The 15,479-nt window shown below is 61.2% G+C and carries 15 protein-coding genes; 11 read left to right on the top strand and 4 right to left on the bottom strand.

Features of this window, described 5'->3' with window-relative positions:
- Positions 1–36 precede the first annotated feature (36 nt).
- Entirely contained in the window at positions 37–858 is an 822-nt protein-coding gene (locus ACYU70_RS04730) for a transporter (RefSeq protein WP_342296370.1), read from the top strand.
- A gap of 97 nt (positions 859–955) precedes the next feature.
- On the top strand, positions 956–1,408 hold the full coding sequence (locus ACYU70_RS04735; protein WP_342296371.1) for an META domain-containing protein: 453 nt from the start codon (positions 956–958) through the stop codon (positions 1,406–1,408).
- A 42-nt stretch (positions 1,409–1,450) separates the two neighbouring features.
- On the opposite strand, the gene ACYU70_RS04740 is transcribed toward ACYU70_RS04735, so the two are convergent.
- Together ACYU70_RS04740 and ACYU70_RS04745 are read right to left on the bottom strand one after the other, a co-directional pair.
- On the bottom strand, positions 1,451–2,254 hold the full coding sequence (locus tag ACYU70_RS04740; RefSeq protein WP_342296372.1) for a hypothetical protein: 804 nt from the start codon (positions 2,252–2,254) through the stop codon (positions 1,451–1,453).
- 55 nt (positions 2,255–2,309) lie between these two features.
- Complete coding sequence (locus ACYU70_RS04745; RefSeq protein ID WP_342296373.1) at positions 2,310–5,750, bottom strand: pyruvate carboxylase; 3,441 nt, start codon at positions 5,748–5,750, stop codon at positions 2,310–2,312.
- 174 nt (positions 5,751–5,924) lie between these two features.
- On the opposite strand from ACYU70_RS04745, the gene ACYU70_RS04750 reads away from it, so the two are divergent.
- The 9 genes from ACYU70_RS04750 to ACYU70_RS04790 all read left to right on the top strand — a co-directional run bounded on the left by ACYU70_RS04750 (position 5,925) and on the right by ACYU70_RS04790 (position 13,373).
- Entirely contained in the window at positions 5,925–6,536 is a 612-nt protein-coding gene (locus tag ACYU70_RS04750; RefSeq protein WP_342296374.1) for a hypothetical protein, read from the top strand.
- Positions 6,537–6,562: 26 nt separating this feature from the next.
- The gene (locus ACYU70_RS04755; protein ID WP_342296375.1) at positions 6,563–7,144 is read left to right on the top strand and encodes a hypothetical protein; all 582 of its coding nucleotides are present in this window, start codon (positions 6,563–6,565) and stop codon (positions 7,142–7,144) included.
- Between the two features lie 69 nt (positions 7,145–7,213).
- Positions 7,214–7,930, top strand: coding sequence for an SDR family NAD(P)-dependent oxidoreductase (locus ACYU70_RS04760; protein ID WP_342296376.1), 717 nt, complete (start codon positions 7,214–7,216; stop codon positions 7,928–7,930).
- A 9-nt stretch (positions 7,931–7,939) separates the two neighbouring features.
- Entirely contained in the window at positions 7,940–9,265 is a 1,326-nt protein-coding gene (locus tag ACYU70_RS04765; protein WP_342296377.1) for a cryptochrome/photolyase family protein, read from the top strand.
- A gap of 70 nt (positions 9,266–9,335) precedes the next feature.
- Complete coding sequence (locus tag ACYU70_RS04770) at positions 9,336–9,965, top strand: TetR family transcriptional regulator C-terminal domain-containing protein (RefSeq protein ID WP_342296378.1); 630 nt, start codon at positions 9,336–9,338, stop codon at positions 9,963–9,965.
- A gap of 6 nt (positions 9,966–9,971) precedes the next feature.
- On the top strand, positions 9,972–11,279 hold the full coding sequence (locus tag ACYU70_RS04775) for an ABC1 kinase family protein (protein ID WP_342296379.1): 1,308 nt from the start codon (positions 9,972–9,974) through the stop codon (positions 11,277–11,279).
- Between the two features lie 44 nt (positions 11,280–11,323).
- Positions 11,324–11,869 (top strand): hypothetical protein, encoded by a 546-nt coding sequence (locus ACYU70_RS04780; protein WP_342296380.1) that lies wholly within the window; start codon positions 11,324–11,326, stop codon positions 11,867–11,869.
- A 41-nt stretch (positions 11,870–11,910) separates the two neighbouring features.
- Complete coding sequence (locus ACYU70_RS04785; RefSeq protein ID WP_342296381.1) at positions 11,911–12,783, top strand: dienelactone hydrolase family protein; 873 nt, start codon at positions 11,911–11,913, stop codon at positions 12,781–12,783.
- A gap of 119 nt (positions 12,784–12,902) precedes the next feature.
- On the top strand, positions 12,903–13,373 hold the full coding sequence (locus ACYU70_RS04790) for an Mpo1 family 2-hydroxy fatty acid dioxygenase (protein ID WP_342296382.1): 471 nt from the start codon (positions 12,903–12,905) through the stop codon (positions 13,371–13,373).
- A 33-nt stretch (positions 13,374–13,406) separates the two neighbouring features.
- On the opposite strand, the gene ACYU70_RS04795 is transcribed toward ACYU70_RS04790, so the two are convergent.
- Together ACYU70_RS04795 and ACYU70_RS04800 are read right to left on the bottom strand one after the other, a co-directional pair.
- Positions 13,407–13,988, bottom strand: a complete 582-nt coding sequence (locus tag ACYU70_RS04795) for a hypothetical protein (protein WP_342296383.1) — start codon at positions 13,986–13,988, stop codon at positions 13,407–13,409.
- A gap of 96 nt (positions 13,989–14,084) precedes the next feature.
- Positions 14,085–15,467 carry a helix-turn-helix domain-containing protein gene (locus ACYU70_RS04800; RefSeq protein WP_342296384.1) on the bottom strand — a complete coding sequence of 461 codons (1,383 nt, stop codon included), beginning with the start codon at positions 15,465–15,467 and terminating at the stop codon, positions 14,085–14,087.
- Positions 15,468–15,479 lie beyond the last annotated feature (12 nt).

Below are 15,479 nucleotides of genomic sequence, written 5' to 3' on the forward strand. Positions count from 1 at the left end.
GTTGAATCATTCCGTACCGTCGGCGGTCTTTAGGCCATGCGCAAGACCACTCTGCTGGCCGCCGCCGCCCTGCTGGGCAGCCCCGGCCTCACCCTGGCCCAGAACACGCCGGACGAAAACAACCCCAACGTGGACGCTCCGTTCGTGCGAAACATTCGCGCCGACCGCCCCGGCCAAACCATCACCGCTCAGGTGCTCCGCCCCGGCCGCCTGCAGCTCGAAACGGGCTTCCAGCGCCAGTTTGGCGGCGTGGGCTTGGCCCAGAGCCTGAGCGCGGCCACGCTGCGCATCGGCTTCTTCAACAGCATGGAGCTGCGCGTGAGCCAGCCCTACTTCCACAACGGCCCGTCGCGGGTGACGGAGGCCGGCCGCGTCGATTCCAGCGGCTGGGCCCCGGTGGTGGTGGGCGCGAAGTTCATGATTTCGCCTAACTACGACACCCGCACGCAAGTCGCTATTCTGGTAGAGTCGGCGGTGCCGGGCTCCGGCAGCGCGGGCCTGCGTGGCACCACCTGGGGTCCCGGCGGCCGCCTGCTGGTGAGCGAGCAGTTGGGCGAGCGGTTTGGGCTGGAAGCCAACTTCGGCTTCAGCCAACGCGGCCTCACCACCAAGGACATTGAAAAAGGCCAGTTTCTGGGCACGCTGGCCCTGAATGGCCCCCTGAGCGAGAAGGCCGGTTTCTTCGTGGAAGCCTACGGCTACGGCCGCCAGACTATGACCGCCGGTACCACGGCGGGGCTGTATTTCCGCCCCATTCCAGCCATGCGCCTCGACATCACGGCCGGGCAGGCAGTGAGCGGGCTGGCCGCCGGCACCTCCACGCTGGGGGCCGGGCTCACGTTCAAAGTGGGCAAGTAGGGCGGCTAGCGCGAACCACGCTAAAACAACGTTCAGCAAAAAGCCTGCGTAGTAACGCAGGCTTTTTACGTAAAATCAGCTTCTTAACTTGTTTGCTATGCGTCTCTCCTTTTTTCTGCTGACCCTGCTGGTTGCGGGTTGCCAAACCCGCCCACCTCAGGAAACTGCGGCATCGTCCCCACGCGCTCGCGTGGCGCCCGATGCCCAGCTGCGCGAAACCCGCTGGGTGCCGCGCCAGTTGGCCGGCCAGCTAGTGGCCGTGCCGGCCGACTCCCAAGAGCCTTACCTGCTGCTCCGTGCCGACGGCACGGCCGAGGGAAACGGCAGCTGCAACCGCTTCCGGGGCACTTTCTTCAGCGAAAAACCCGGCGAGTTGAAATTCAGCCCGCTGATGAGTACCCGCATGGCCTGCGCGGCCATTGCCATCGAGAACGAATTTACCAAAGCTCTGGGACAGTCGAACAGCTACCGAATCAGCGGCGACACATTGCTGCTATTCAACGCCACGAGCACACCGGTAGCGCGGCTGGAAGCGGTGTATTTGCGGTAGTCAGCGCAGTCGCTTTGTTGCCATTAATGGAGCACGCCCCTACTACTTAGCCGCCAGCCGAGCATCTATGCGCTGTACCAAAGCTCCAACCTCCGCATCGGTGCGGGCTTTGGATTTGTCCTGCGCTTCGGCTGTTACGGCGGTGGCTTGGCGCTGGGCTATGGTGGCCAGTATGCTGGCCTTGTTGCCTTTCACAGGCACATAGGTGCCATCGGCCCAGCGCAAATAGTATTGCGTCGCTGTCTGATAGGCATCCGTGGGAGCACCGCTGGAGTAAGCAGGGTCGGGCTTTTCACTGAAAACCGTTTTGCGCTGAAATTTTAGCAGCCGCAATTCTTTTCCCATGGATAAATCTTCGGCGTAGGCCACGGGCACATCGGGCACAAGGCTGCTCGGCAACAGCTCAAAGTGTCGTTCCATCGGCTTACCATCGGAACCGGTAGGCCGCAATGTGAACCCTTGCAACTTTTCAGGAGTCAAAATAATGGAGTCGCCCTGTGACCGCAAAGCTCGCAGCTGCTGGTTGTAGGCATCGAACTTGAACACTCCGGCCATGGGCTTGGCGGAGGTACTCAGCTGGGCATCGCCCATTGCCCAGCCGGGGAAGAGAAATGGAGTGCCGCGCACCTTACGCGCCCGGGTATCAAACCCCAGCACGTCGCCATCATTGGCACCGTTAATAGCCGTCATTTTATTGACGAGAGCCGCTTCGGCTATCGCATCTTTCACCGCTTTTTCACGGGCGATGGTGGAGGCAGTTTGGGCAGATGGCAGCACAACGGTCTGGGCAACGGCAGGAGCCGCAACGCAACCAAAGCCAGCTAATAGCAAAAGGAAGGGGCGCATGGGGGTAAATGAGGAAAGGAAGGTGAATGTGTAGCGCAATATAGCTGGCAGGTCCTTACCCCAACGTCAGCACCAAATCATCGGCCGAAACGCGGGTGCCTTCGGGCAGCACCACGTCGGCCACGGTCAGGTCCTGCGGGGCGGTGATGGTGGTTTCCATCTTCATGGCTTCGATGACGAAGAGCGGGGTATTTTTGGGCGCGGCCTGGCCCGGCTTCACCAGCACTTTGCTGAGCATGCCTTGCAGCGGCGCGCCCATCTGGTGCGGGTTGGCTTTATCGACTTTGGCGTTGCTGATTTTAGTGACGGCCACCGACTGGTCGCGCACCTGCAGGTTGCGAGTCTGGCCATTCAGGGTGAAGAAGATGGTGCGGCAGCCTTCCTCGTTAATATCGCCCACCGATTCGAGGCGCACGATTACCGACTTGCCCCGGGCAATTTCAATGATGGTTTCCTCGCCCGATTTTAGGCCGTAGAAGAAGGTGGAAGTGGGCACCTTGCTCACGTTGCCGAACTTCTGGCGGAATGCCCAGTATTCCTCAAACACCTTGGGGTAGAGCAGCGACGAGAGCATATCCGTGAACTTCGCGCCGGCAAATTTCTCCTGGAATGCCGGCCATTCCTTGTCGAAATCGATGGGCGCGAGGTGCTCGTTGGGCCGGTCGGTGAACGGGGTTTCGTTCTTCAGAATCAGCTTTTGCAGCTCGGCGGGCCAGCCGCCTTCGGGCTGGCCAATGTCGCCCCGGAATAGCTCGCGCACCGACTCGGGGAAGTTCAGGCTCTCGCCTTTTTCCATCACATCCTGCGGCGTGAGGCTGTTGCTCACCATGAATAATGCCATGTCGCCCACCACTTTAGAGCTGGGCGTCACCTTCACGATGTCGCCAAACATCATGTTCACGTCGGCGAAACGCTGCTTCACTTCCTCGAACTTATCGAGCAGGCCCAGCGAGGCCGCCTGCGGGCGCAGGTTGGAATACTGCCCGCCGGGAATCTCATGCTGAAACACCTCCGAAGTGCCGGCTTTCAGGCCCGACTCAAACGGGTAGTACATCTCGCGCACAGCCTCCCAGTAGTTGCTGAACTCGTTGAGAGAATGCTGGTTGAACTCGCGATGGCGCGGCGTACCCCGGAACATTTCGACCACCGAATTGAAGTTGGGCTGCGAGGTGAGGCCCGAGAGCGAGCCAATGGCCACGTCGATAACGTTGACGCCGGCCTCCACGGCTTTGGCGTAAGTAGCGGGCTGTAGCGAAGACGTGTCGTGGGTGTGCAGGTGGATGGGTATTTTCACCGTATTGCGCAGTCCCTCAATCAATTCGGTGGCGGCGTAGGGCTTGAGCAGGCCGGCCATATCCTTGATGCAGAGGATGTGTGCGCCGGCATCTTCGAGCTGCTTGGCCAGCTTGAGGTAGTAGTCGAGGGTGTATTTGGTGCGGTTCGGGTCCATGATGTCCCCGGTGTAGCAGATGCTGGCTTCGGCCAGGCGGTTGGTTTTGTTGCGCACGAAACCGATGCAGGATTCCATGCCCTTCATCCAGTTCAGCGAGTCGAAAATGCGGAATACGTCGACGCCGGTTTCGGCCGCCTGCTGCACGAACCGCTCCGTCAGGTTATCCGGATAAGCCTTGTAGCCCACGCCGTTGGCTCCGCGAATGAGCATTTGCAACAGGATATTCGGGATGGCTTCGCGCAGCTTGGCGAGGCGCTCCCAGGGGTCTTCGTGCAGGAAGCGCAGGGCCACGTCGAAGGTGGCCCCGCCCCAGACTTCGAGGGAGAAGGTTTGGGGGTGCTGCTGGGCGTAGGCGCGGGCCACTTTCAGCATATCCCAGGTGCGCATACGGGTGGCCAGCAGGCTCTGGTGGGCGTCGCGCAGGGTGGTGTCGGTGTAGTGAATGAGCGGCTCGTTGCGCAGCCATTCGGCGAATTTTTCGGGGCCGAGCTCGTCCAGTTTCTGCTTGGTACCGGGGGCGGGCTCGGTGTATTCGAAGTGCGGGATGTGCGGGCGGCGCGGGTTGGCGCGCGGGTCGAGCAGGTTGCGCACGTCGGGGTTGCCGTTCACTACCGTCTCGCCGATGAAGCCGAGCAGGCGCGTGGCCCGGTCCTGTCGGGTTTCGAACTGAAATAATTCGGGGTGGTCCTTGATGAAATCGACGGTGGCGTGGCCGGTCTGGAATTCCTCGTTGCCGACGATATTCTTCAGAAACGGAATGTTGGTTTTCACCCCGCGTATGCGGAATTCATCCAGTGCGCGCAGCATTTTCTGGGCCGCGCCGTGCAGCGTGGGCGCGTGGGCCGAGATTTTGACCAGCAGCGAATCGAAAAACGGCGACACCACCGCGCCCTGGTACACCGAGCCTTCGTCGAGCCGGATGCCGAAGCCGCCGGCCGAGCGGTAGGCCACGATGGTGCCGTAATCGGGCTTGAAGTCGTTGGCGGGGTTTTCAGTGGTCACACGGCACTGCACCGCGAAGCCGGCGCGCAGCGGCACTACGTCGGCCCCAAGGCCTATTTCAGGGTCGCTGAGCTTGTAATTGGCGGCGATGTAAATCTGGGTTTTAATCAAATCCACGCCCGTAATCATCTCGGTCACCGTGTGTTCAACCTGAATACGCGGGTTCACTTCGATGAAGTAAATCCGGTCCTGCTCGGGGTTCACCAGGAATTCCACGGTGCCCACGTTGTCGTAGCCCACGGCCCGGCCGATGCGCAGAGCGTACTCATATAAGAGGTGGCGCTGGTGGTCGGGCAGGTTCATGGCGGGCGCTACTTCCACCACTTTCTGGAAGCGGCGCTGCACCGAGCAGTCGCGCTCATATAAGTGCACGAGGTTGCCGTGGTGGTCGCCTACTAATTGAACCTCAATGTGCTTGGGGCGCTCCACGAATTTCTCCAGGAATACCGTGTCGTCGCCGAAAGCATTCAGGGCCTCGTTCCGCGCCTCAAAAAAGCCCTTCTCCATCTGCTCATCATCGCGAATGATGCGCATACCGCGCCCGCCGCCGCCGCTGGCCGCCTTCAGCATCACGGGGTAGCCGATGCGGTTAGCCTCAGCTTTGGCGGTTTCGAAGTCGACCAAGTCGGCTTCGCTGCTCTCGATTTGGGGCACCTGACACTGCTGGGCCACTTCCTTGGCGCGCACTTTGTCGCCGAGGGCTTCCATTACTTCGGGGCGCGGGCCGACGAAAATGATGCCTTCCTCGGCGCAGCGGCGCGAGAGGGTGGCATTTTCCGAGAGGAAGCCGTAGCCGGGATGGATGGCGTTGACGCCGTTTTCTTTGGCGATGCGGATGATGCCCTCGATGTCGAGATACGGCTTCAGCGGCTCGTCGTCGCGGCCGATTTGGTAGGCTTCATCAGCCTTGTAGCGGTGCTGCGAGTACCGGTCCTCGTAGGTGTACACGGCCACCGTGGGGATGTTGAGCTCGGTGGCGGCGCGCATCACGCGAATGGCAATTTCGCCACGGTTGGCGACCAGGAGTTTGGTTATGTTCATAGAAGCAGTGGGTGATAGGCGCGATACGGCGAATGTAGGGGAAAGGCTGCTGCAATACCATATTTCCCTGCAATTCCCCAACGAAGCCCGTTGCGAACACCCGCTTCAGGTTGGGGGTTGAACGTTATATTTGGCTGGCCCTGGCGCTACCTCCGCCAGTCCTTCCTCCACTCCATGAAACGTAACTACTATTTGCTGGCCGCCCTGCTGAGCGGCCCGGCGCAGGCGCAGTCCGCGGCTCCTGGTTCAGCTACGTCGGTTCCGCCCCCGGCCAATGCGTGGTATATCGGGCTGGGCGTGGGCAATGGGCTGGAGATGCACAGCGGGTACAAGGCTCCGCACTGGCTGGCCTATGGGCGGCTGCGCGGCAAATGGTGGGGACCGGATAAGGAGCCGAAAGCCCACTTGTTCGGCGACGATGTCAACACCAATTCCCAGCAAACGGAAGCGGCGGTGCTGCTGGGCATTCCGCTGGCGGCGGGCCGGTCCTACTTCTACGCCGCGGCGGGCGTGGCCTACGTGAGCGGGCGGCAGCTGGGTGAGTATCGCTATAGCCTGCGCAAAAGCGGCCTGCTCTCCTCCGATGCCACGCATTATTACGCCTACCGCGACTACCAGGCCATCGGCCTGCCGCTGGAAGTGGGCTGGCAGTCGACGGCTTACGCCGACGGCAATGCCCGGTTTGGGCTGGTTGGGCAGGCCAATCTGAACCCGGAACACTCGGTTTTCTGCCTTTTGGGCACTGTTTCAGTCTTGCTTTCACCATTGCACCGCTCGGGCCAGTAGCCGGCGCACCTGTTTTTACTGCTGCCATGACCACTCGTTTTCCGATTTTCATGCTTGCGCTGGGCGGCCTGGCCAGCTGCACCCTCACGGCCGATGACGTAGAGCCGGCGTTGCCCAGCGTACCGGTTTTCCAAACCAATACCGTGGCGTACCAACTCAACAGCTTGCCCGTGGTAGCGCATAATTACGGCTCGCTGATTTCTGCTGTTTTCTCATTTGGCAGCCGGTCGCGGCCGGTCGACGGCTTTTTATACCCCGACAGCACGTTAGTAATCGGTTCAGTAGATGACCAGAACTATATCGGACCCGGCGCGGTGCAACACGGGCTAGAATGGCAATTGCTGCATTTCCGAGGCGTGGGGCGCTACGTAGCAGTGCCCGGCCACACGTTTTTGCAGGTTGATACCCGCGACGCAGCCAACAAGGAATGGATAAACGGCCCCCGCCAGCCCCTGGCCGCCCAGCCGGCCACTGAGGTCGTCGTGACGGCCTGGGACCCAACTACCCAGCACATCAGCGGCACCTTCAGCATGCGCTTTGCGGCGGTCGGCAGCGCGCCCGACGCCGACCTCCGGGACGGCCGGTTCGACCTGACGCTGGGCCGCTAACTGCGCCAGTCCCAAACCTTCGGGGCAAATAGTGGGTTAGCGAGGCATTCCTGCCCTTAGCTTTCTTCTATGGATTTTGCCCAGAAAAACATCCTCATCATCGGCGCTTCGTCGGGCATTGGCCTGGCAACGGCCACGCTGCTCAGCGGCCTCGGGGTCAACCTGTTCACGGCCTCGCGCCACCGCTCGCCGGAACTGCAGGCCCTGAACACCACGCATTTTGACTACGATGCCACGCAGGCCGTGGGGCCGACCTTCGACGGCTTGCCCGAGGTACTACACGGCGTGGTATACTGCCCCGGCAGTATCAAGCTGCGCCCGTTTGAACGCATCCCCGTGGAAGATTTCCAGGCCGATTTCGACCTGAACGTGCTGGGAGCCGTGCGCGTCATCCAGGCCACCATCAAGCGGCTGAAAAAAGCCGAAGGCACGGCTTCCATCGTGCTGTTCAGCACCGTGGCGGCCGATACGGGCATGAGCTTCCATGCCAGCATTGCCACCGCCAAGGCGGCCGTGGAAGGCCTCACCCGCGCCCTGGCCGCCGAGTACGCTGCTAGTGGCGTGCGCGTGAACTGCATCGCGCCCTCGCTCACCAACACGCCGCTGGCCGCCGCCTTGCTCAACTCGCCCGAGAAGGTGGAGGCCGGCGGCAAGCGCCACCCCTTGCAGCGCATCGGCCAGCCCGAGGATTTGGCCTACACGGCCTCGTTTCTACTGTCGGACCACAGCTCGTTCGTGACTGGTCAGGTAATGGCCGTGGATGGCGGCATGGGGAAATTGAAGTAGATAACAGGCATGAAAATCTGCATCTTCTGGCACCGGCGTGACCTGCGCATTCATGACAATGCGGGCTTGGCGGCGGCACTGGCCAGCGGGCTGCCCGTGCTGCCGCTGTTCATTTACGACAAGGAAATCCTGGACCACCTGCCCGAGAAAGCCGATGCCCGGCTCACCTTCATTCATGATGAAGCGGAGAAAATAGCCCAAGAAACCGAAGCAGCCGGCGGCACATTTCTGGCCCGCTATGGGCAGCCGCTGGCTGTGCTGGAGCAGCTGCTGAAAGACTTCGACGTGGCCGCCGTGCATACCAACGAAGACTACGAGCCCTACGCCACCAAGCGCGACACCGCTGTAGCCGCCATGCTGAAGAAGCACGATGTGGAATTTCACGCTTATAAGGACCAAGTCATCTTCGCCAAAGAGGAGATAATGACCAAATCGGGCACCGTACCCAAGGTTTTCGGGGCTTACCTAAAAGCCTACACGGCGAAGCTCACCGATGAGCTTTTGGAGCCGCACGCTTCTAAAACAGCATTCAAGAAGGCCAATCTGCACCACGTTTCCAAAGAAAAAGCCGGCCCGCGCCCTACGTTGAAAAGCATGGGTTTCGAGCGCAAAGAGCAATACTTCCCGCCGGTGAAGCTGCCGGCTGAGGGCATCGTGCGCAACTACCACAAGACCCGCGACACGCCCGCCAACGAGCACGGCAGCACCCGCGAGTCGCTGAACCTACGTTTTGGCACGCTGAGCGTGCGCGAGGTGATGCGCCAGGCAAAGGAGCTGAACCCAAAGCTACTGGCCGAAATTATCTGGCGCGATTTCTTCATGATGCTGCTCTGGCATTTCCCGAACACCGCCACCGAGAGCTACGACCCCAAGATGCGGCATATTGACTACCGCAACAATGAGGACGAATTCCGGGCTTGGTGCGAGGGCCGCACCGGCTACCCGCTGGTGGATGCCGGCATGCGCGAGCTCAACGAAACCGGCTATATGCCCAACCGCGTGCGGATGACCGTGGCCGGCTTTCTAGTGAAGCACCTGTTCATCGACTGGCGCTGGGGCGAGCGGTATTTTGCCGATAAGCTCCTCGACTACGACATGGCCAACAACGTGGGCAACTGGCAGTGGATGGCCGGCACCGGTGCCACATCAGCCCCGTGGTTCCGGGTGTACAGCCCCGAGAGCCAGCAGGCGCAAGTCGACCCGGAGATGAAGTATATCAAGCGCTGGGTGCCCGAAGTAGGGACTTCAAAATATCCCGCGCCAATTGTGGAGCACAAGTTTGGCCGCGAGCGGGCCGTGGAAGCCATTCGGGCGGCGCGCATCGCGGCCAGCTAAAGCCGAAAAGCTGTTGATTTTTAATGGGCTGACCACCGAACCGCAGGGCCTGCGAAGCGGTTGTAATTCCATGGAAAAGGACCGCATCAAACAAGCCTATCTCGACTTCGTGCTCAACGAAGGCCACCCGCCGCAATCGGTATTCAAGCTCACCCAGCAGCTTGGCCTGAGCGAATCAGAATTTTACCAGAGCTACCCCAACTTCGAGGCCATCGACCGGGAAATCTGGGCCGATTTTGGCCGGCAGGCGCGCGAAACCGCCGCCGCCGAGCCCGTGTGGGAAGGCTACGGCAGCCGCGAAAAGCTGCTGGCGTTCTACTACACGCTGCTCGAAATCCTCAAAAGCAACCGCTCCTACGCCCTGATGAGCCTGCGCCGCTCGCTGCACCGCATCCCGGCGCTGTCGCCCCGCGTGCTCGATGACTTCCGGCAGGACTTTGAATATTTCGTAAGCGACCTGCTTAGTGCTGGCCGCGTAACCGGCGAAATCGCCAACCGCCCGCTGGTGCAGGACGGTTACCCGCGCTTTTTCTGGCAGCAGGCGCTGTTCGTGCTCGGCTACTTTGCCAAGGACGACACCGTGAATTTCGAGCGCACCGATGCTGCCGTGGAAAAGGCTGTGACGCTGAGCTTCGATTTGGTGGGCCGTAATACGATTGATTCGGCCGTGGATTTCGTGCGGTTTTTGGTGCGGAAGTAAATAACAATGGACGAACCCCAAACATCCCTCCCGACCACTAAGGTGGCCCGCGCCGCCCGCTTTGCCAAAACCGGCTTCAACGTCGGCACCAATTACATCAAGCACTACGCCAAGAAGGCCGTCGGCGCGGAATCAACTACTGAGGACCTGCACGCGGCCAACGCCGCCGAGCTCTACGGCACGCTGAGCGAGATGAAAGGGTCCGTGCTGAAAGTGGCCCAGATGCTGGCGATGGAGAAAAACATGCTGCCCTCGGCCTACGCTGAGCAGTTTGCCCAGGCCCAGTATTCGACCCCGCCCCTCTCCGGCCCGTTGGTGGTGAAAGCATTTCGGGATGCGTTCGGGAAGTCGCCGTTTCAGCTTTTTGATGAGTTCGAGCCCGAGGCGCGGCAGGCGGCCAGCATCGGGCAAGTGCACTTTGCCCGCAAGGATGGCAAAGCCCTGGCCGTGAAGGTGCAATACCCCGGCGTGGCCGACAGCATCAAGTCAGATATCCGGCTGGTGAAGCCCATTGCCCTGCGCATCATGGGCCTGAACGAAGCCCAGGTGCGCCCCTACTTGGAGGAAGTCGAAACCCGCCTGCTCGAAGAAACTGACTACAAGCTGGAACTGCGGCGCGGCCAGGAAATTGCGGCCAAATGCCAGAATTTGAAGCACCTGGAGTTCCCGGCTTATTATCCCGAGTATTCCACGGCCCGCATTCTCACCATGGACTGGCTGCCCGGTCAGCACCTCAAGGAGTTTCTGGCCACCAACCCCAGCCAGGAAATCCGCAACCAGATTGGCCAGGCGCTGTGGGATTTCTACCAATTCCAGTTCAACACCCTGCACCAGTTGCACGCCGACCCGCACCCCGGCAATTTCCTGATGCGGGCCGATAACGGCGGCACCCTCGGCGTACTCGATTTTGGCTGCGTGAAGGACGTACCACAGGATGTGTACGAGCTGTTCACCGCCCTGCTGGCCCCCGAAACCTTCTCCGACGAAGCCCGCCTCGAAGCCCTGCTCATCCAGGCCGGCGTGCTCCGCGCTACCGATGCGCCGGCCATGCGGGCGCTCTACCTGCGCACCATGCGGGTGTCGCTGGAGCTGGTGGGCCGCCCCTTCCGTCAGGCCACTTTCGATTTCGGCGACCCGGCCTACATGGCTGCCCTCTACGCCCTCGGCGACGACCTCATGGCCGACCCTGAATTGCGCAAGCAGCGCGAGCCGCGCGGCTCCGAGCATTTTATCTATTTGAACCGGACCTACGTGGGCCTCTTCGCGCTACTCACGGAGCTGGGCGCTTCCATCGAAACCGGGATTCCGGCGTAGCGCGAACCTGTAGCACAAGCTAAAGCATGTGCTACATTTCGACCGTGAACCTCCGAACCGAGCTACTGCGGGAACACTCGGCGCGCCAGACCCAGCGCCTGGCCGACTATGCCTGCGCCCACCCCACGGCCCTGGCCGAGCTGCTCCAGCTGTTCTGGTACGGCGCGGAGCGCGAGCGCCAGCTGGCCGCCGACGTGCTGGGCTGGGTGGGCGAGCGCCGACCCAAGTGGCTGGTGCCCAACCTGCCGGGCCTGCTGGCCGCCGCCCAATCCGGCTCGGAGCAGCACCCGGCCATCCGGCGGGCCGTGGCGCGGGTGTTACAATTCGTGCCAGTGCCCGAAGAATGGCAGGCCCTGGCCTTCGATACCTGCCTGGCCCTGCTGAGGGCTCCCCGTGAGCCGGTCGCCATTCGTGCCTACGCCCTCACGGCGGCCGCCCGACTGGCCGGCCCCTACCCCGAACTGGCCGCCGAAGTTGTGGCTACCGCCGAAACTGCCCTGAGCACCACCAACTCGGCCGCGCTGCGCAGCCGGGCAGCACGCGAATTGCCAAAACTTCGCAATATTTCGCGGGAAGTTTTGCCGGGTTAGCTGTTGGGTAGGCTCATTCGTTTCAATTCTCACCAATTCCCATGAAAAAGTTTCTTACCCTCGGCGCGGCGCTGCTCAGCCTCACCTTCTCGGCTTCGGCCCAAAAGATGGCCAGCTGCTGCGCCCGCCCCGCCGGCAACCTGTCGGCCTCGGCCACCGAGGCCTTCGCCATGCTCGCCACCGACAAGGATTTTTCGGGCGGCCACGACGCGCCCCTGCCCTATTCCTATGCCGGTGAGGGCAAAATGATTGAGTTCAAAACCCCCGATGGCACGCCCGGCCACGGCTTCGAAATCAAAAGCGCCAAGCCCAGCAACAAGTACCTGTTCGTGATTCACGAGTGGTGGGGGCTGAACGACTACATCAAGAAGGAAGCCGCCACCTTCGCCAGCGAAATGCCCGATGTCAACGTCATCGCCGTGGACCTCTACGATGGTAAAATAGCCACCACGCCCGAAGAAGCCGGCAAATACATGGGCGAGGTGAAAACCGAGCGCGCCACGGCCATCCTCAAGGGGGCCCAAATGTATGCCGGCCCCAAGGCGCAACTGGCCAGCATCGGCTGGTGCTTCGGCGGCGGCTGGAGCCTGCAGGAAGCCCTGCTCGGTGGCAAGCAAACCGTGGGCTGCGTGATGTACTACGGTATGCCCGAGAAAGACGTAGCCAAACTCAAAACCCTGAACTCCGACGTGCTGGGCATCTTCGCCAGCCAGGACAAGTGGATTAACCCCGAGGTGGTGGGCCAGTTCAAAAAAGACATGACCGCCGCTGGCAAAAGCGTGACCATCGAGAGCTACGATGCCGACCACGCCTTCGCCAACCCCTCCAACCCCAAATTCAACAAGGAATACGCCGCCAAAGCCCACGGCCAGGCGCTGGCTTACCTGCGCGGCCGCTTCAAATCGAAAGCCTAGTTTTTGGATTTGAAAAGGAAAAGCCTTCCCAATTGGGAAGGCTTTTTTTTGCTACTTTGGTGAGCCTGAACCATCCTCCTCGCGGGCTAAAAGCCCGCGCTACTAAAATTCCCACCGTTATGGCTCCGCTTGCCTCCCTCCTGTCCGAATACGGCGAAAGCCACCAAAACCCCACCAATAAGCTGGTGCACTGGGTATGCGTGCCACTGATTATGTTCTCATTAATTGGCCTGCTGTGGTCGGTGCCAGTGCCGGCGGCTATCCAACACATCAGCCCGTGGCTGAACTGGGGCACGCTGGTGATGGCGCTGGCCCTCATCTATTACGTGCGGCTGAGTGGGCGGCTGGCGCTGGGCATGGTGCTGGTGTGGGTGGCCATGGCGCTGGCCCTGCGCGTGGTGGCGGGCGCGGCGGCGCTGCCGCTGTGGGGTATTTGCCTCATCATTTTTGCGCTGGCCTGGGTGGGCCAGTTCTGGGGCCACAAGGTGGAGGGCAAGAAACCCAGCTTCCTCAAGGACCTGCAGTTTCTGTTGATTGGGCCGCTGTGGCTGCTGCATTTCGTGTATCGCCGGCTGGGTTGGGGATATTGACCAATGGCCAGTTGTTGATGGCGGTAATTTGCGTTAGCGGGCGAATTGGTAGAAGTTTCGTTGCACAAGCGCCGTATCAGCCGGAAGCCGCACCTGCTTACGGATAGAGAAGTGTTGCGCGCTCAACAGCAGTGTTTTGCGGATAACTACCGGACGGTTATCGTCCTGACCAGCGCCTTCGAGCAACAGGCGCAGCGTTTGGCCGGGCAGCCACTGTTTGGCTTTCACGGCGAAGTCGGTGCCGTCCCAGTGCAAGGTGGTGCCGCCGGATGCCACCGTCAGGGTATCGGTGCCAAAAACGTGGGTGTGGTTGGGTTCTTCGTAATCGAATCGGAGGACGAAGCGGTCGGGACGGCTCATTAGCGCCTGCAAGCCGGTATTGAGCACAACCGATTTATGGGAACCATAGTCGAGGTAAGTAAGCGTACCGCGCCAATTTGGAGCAAGCAGAGCCGAGAGTTCGGCAGCTGTTATTCGGGGCGTGGCTTTTGCCTTTACCGCGTAATGCTCATACATGCCGCTGTTATCAGGGCTGACGAAGCGGGCGGAGAAATCTGCGGCAAAGGGCGCGGACAATGCCACAGCTACAAAAAAGGGAAGGAGAGAATATTTCATAAACGGGGGAAGTGGGGTTGGTGAATCGATGCCCCAAAATTCTCCCTGCTCAGCCCCGGTCGCGCTCCAACTTACGGCCTGAGCCGTCCCAATTTATCATTTGGGCCGCGCAATCTCGCCGGGCGTGCGGCCGGTGAGCTTCTTGAAAACCCGGTTGAAAGTAGACTTCGAGTTAAACCCCGACTCCAACGCAATGCCTACCAAGGAGTAATGCGCCAGGCGTGGGTCCTGCAGCTTGCGCTCGGCCTCGGCCACGCGGTAGCGGTTCACGAAGTCGTTGAAGTTCTGCCCGCAGCCGGTGTTGATGACGTGGGAGAGCAGCGAAGTGTTGGTGCGCAGGCGGTGGGCCAGCTCGGCCAGGGTAAGCTCGGGCTCCAGCCAGGGCTGGTCCTCGGCCATCAGGGCGAGCAGCTTGGTGCGCCACGGGTGTAGCTCGGGGGCCAGCGCATCGGCGGTTTCCTCACTTGGTGTAACTGCCCCGGCCAGTCTGGGAGCAACCGCAGCTACTTCGGGAGCTTTTGCCACTTCAGTGGCACTGACAAATGGCAAGTCAGCAGTTGGGGCAGCTTGGGCAGCAGCCTCCCTTAAGGGAATTTCTTCGGCTGTCGTGCCAAGCCCGGTAGTCATTTCGGGAGAAACCAGTGGCCCGGTGCCGAAGGAAATCCCGGCAACGCCAGCCGCCTCGGGCTCAAAGCGCAACGGAGTCATGGCGGCAAAATTGGCCTGTAAGCCCACGATGCTCAGGTAGTAAATCAGCGCGCCATTGGCGAAGTAGGCGTACCAGTAGTCGCCGTAGCCCAGCGGCCCAACGGCCCAGTTCACTACCTCAAAGCCCACCCACAGCACCAAGCCCAGCAGCGCGGCCACCAGCAAATCGCGCAGCCCCCGAAACCGCAGCCGCGCCGTGTCCGAAAAGTTGTCGTCGAGGTAGCGGCGGTAGCGGCGAAAAAGCCGCAGCGTGGCCAGGCCATAGCCAAGCATCAAGGCATAGCCCAGCCACTCGGCGGGTGCACTCAGCATATCGAGGAAGTTAGCCGCCGCGCCTTTGGTACCGAAGTGATAAGGCAGCGCCCAGCCGTGCAAGGCCCGGCCCCAGACCAAATCGTACAGCGCCGCGCCCGCGTACAGGCCCGCAAACAGCAGCCCCGGCAGCAGGTGCCGCCAATGCTTCCGCAGCTCAAATTCCTGGTTGGTGAGGCTGCGGAAGTAAAGGTAAAACGCCGGTCCCCAGGCCAGCCAGGGCTGCCACGGCACGTAGAACATTGCCGTGGAATGGCCGTCGTGGCTGTCGTACCAGCCGGCGTAGCCCAGCATCCACTGCGTCACGGGCAGCACGTTCAGGAACAGCAGCAGCGCCAGCAGCCCATTGGGCAACGCGCCGAAACGGAAGCTCCGAATCAGCAAATGCACCGCCAGCACCAGCCCCGGCACCACAAAAGGCAACAGCAGCGCACTGTGCGCACCAAATTCAAACAGCATGCTGCGAAGCTA

The sequence above is a fragment of the Hymenobacter segetis genome, from assembly GCF_054776495.1.

What these genes read in the sequence shown, in the direction of transcription:
- ACYU70_RS04730 (WP_342296370.1), top strand. Translation starts at nt 37, where the DNA reads ATGCGCAAGACCACTCTGCTGGCCGCCGCCGCCCTGCTGGGCAGCCCC.
- ACYU70_RS04735 (WP_342296371.1), top strand. Translation starts at nt 956, where the DNA reads ATGCGTCTCTCCTTTTTTCTGCTGACCCTGCTGGTTGCGGGTTGCCAA.
- ACYU70_RS04740 (WP_342296372.1), bottom strand. Translation starts at nt 2,254, where the DNA reads ATGCGCCCCTTCCTTTTGCTATTAGCTGGCTTTGGTTGCGTTGCGGCT.
- ACYU70_RS04745 (WP_342296373.1), bottom strand. Translation starts at nt 5,750, where the DNA reads ATGAACATAACCAAACTCCTGGTCGCCAACCGTGGCGAAATTGCCATT.
- ACYU70_RS04750 (WP_342296374.1), top strand. Translation starts at nt 5,925, where the DNA reads ATGAAACGTAACTACTATTTGCTGGCCGCCCTGCTGAGCGGCCCGGCG.
- ACYU70_RS04755 (WP_342296375.1), top strand. Translation starts at nt 6,563, where the DNA reads ATGACCACTCGTTTTCCGATTTTCATGCTTGCGCTGGGCGGCCTGGCC.
- ACYU70_RS04760 (WP_342296376.1), top strand. Translation starts at nt 7,214, where the DNA reads ATGGATTTTGCCCAGAAAAACATCCTCATCATCGGCGCTTCGTCGGGC.
- ACYU70_RS04765 (WP_342296377.1), top strand. Translation starts at nt 7,940, where the DNA reads ATGAAAATCTGCATCTTCTGGCACCGGCGTGACCTGCGCATTCATGAC.
- ACYU70_RS04770 (WP_342296378.1), top strand. Translation starts at nt 9,336, where the DNA reads ATGGAAAAGGACCGCATCAAACAAGCCTATCTCGACTTCGTGCTCAAC.
- ACYU70_RS04775 (WP_342296379.1), top strand. Translation starts at nt 9,972, where the DNA reads ATGGACGAACCCCAAACATCCCTCCCGACCACTAAGGTGGCCCGCGCC.
- ACYU70_RS04785 (WP_342296381.1), top strand. Translation starts at nt 11,911, where the DNA reads ATGAAAAAGTTTCTTACCCTCGGCGCGGCGCTGCTCAGCCTCACCTTC.
- ACYU70_RS04790 (WP_342296382.1), top strand. Translation starts at nt 12,903, where the DNA reads ATGGCTCCGCTTGCCTCCCTCCTGTCCGAATACGGCGAAAGCCACCAA.
- ACYU70_RS04795 (WP_342296383.1), bottom strand. Translation starts at nt 13,988, where the DNA reads ATGAAATATTCTCTCCTTCCCTTTTTTGTAGCTGTGGCATTGTCCGCG.
- ACYU70_RS04800 (WP_342296384.1), bottom strand. Translation starts at nt 15,467, where the DNA reads ATGCTGTTTGAATTTGGTGCGCACAGTGCGCTGCTGTTGCCTTTTGTG.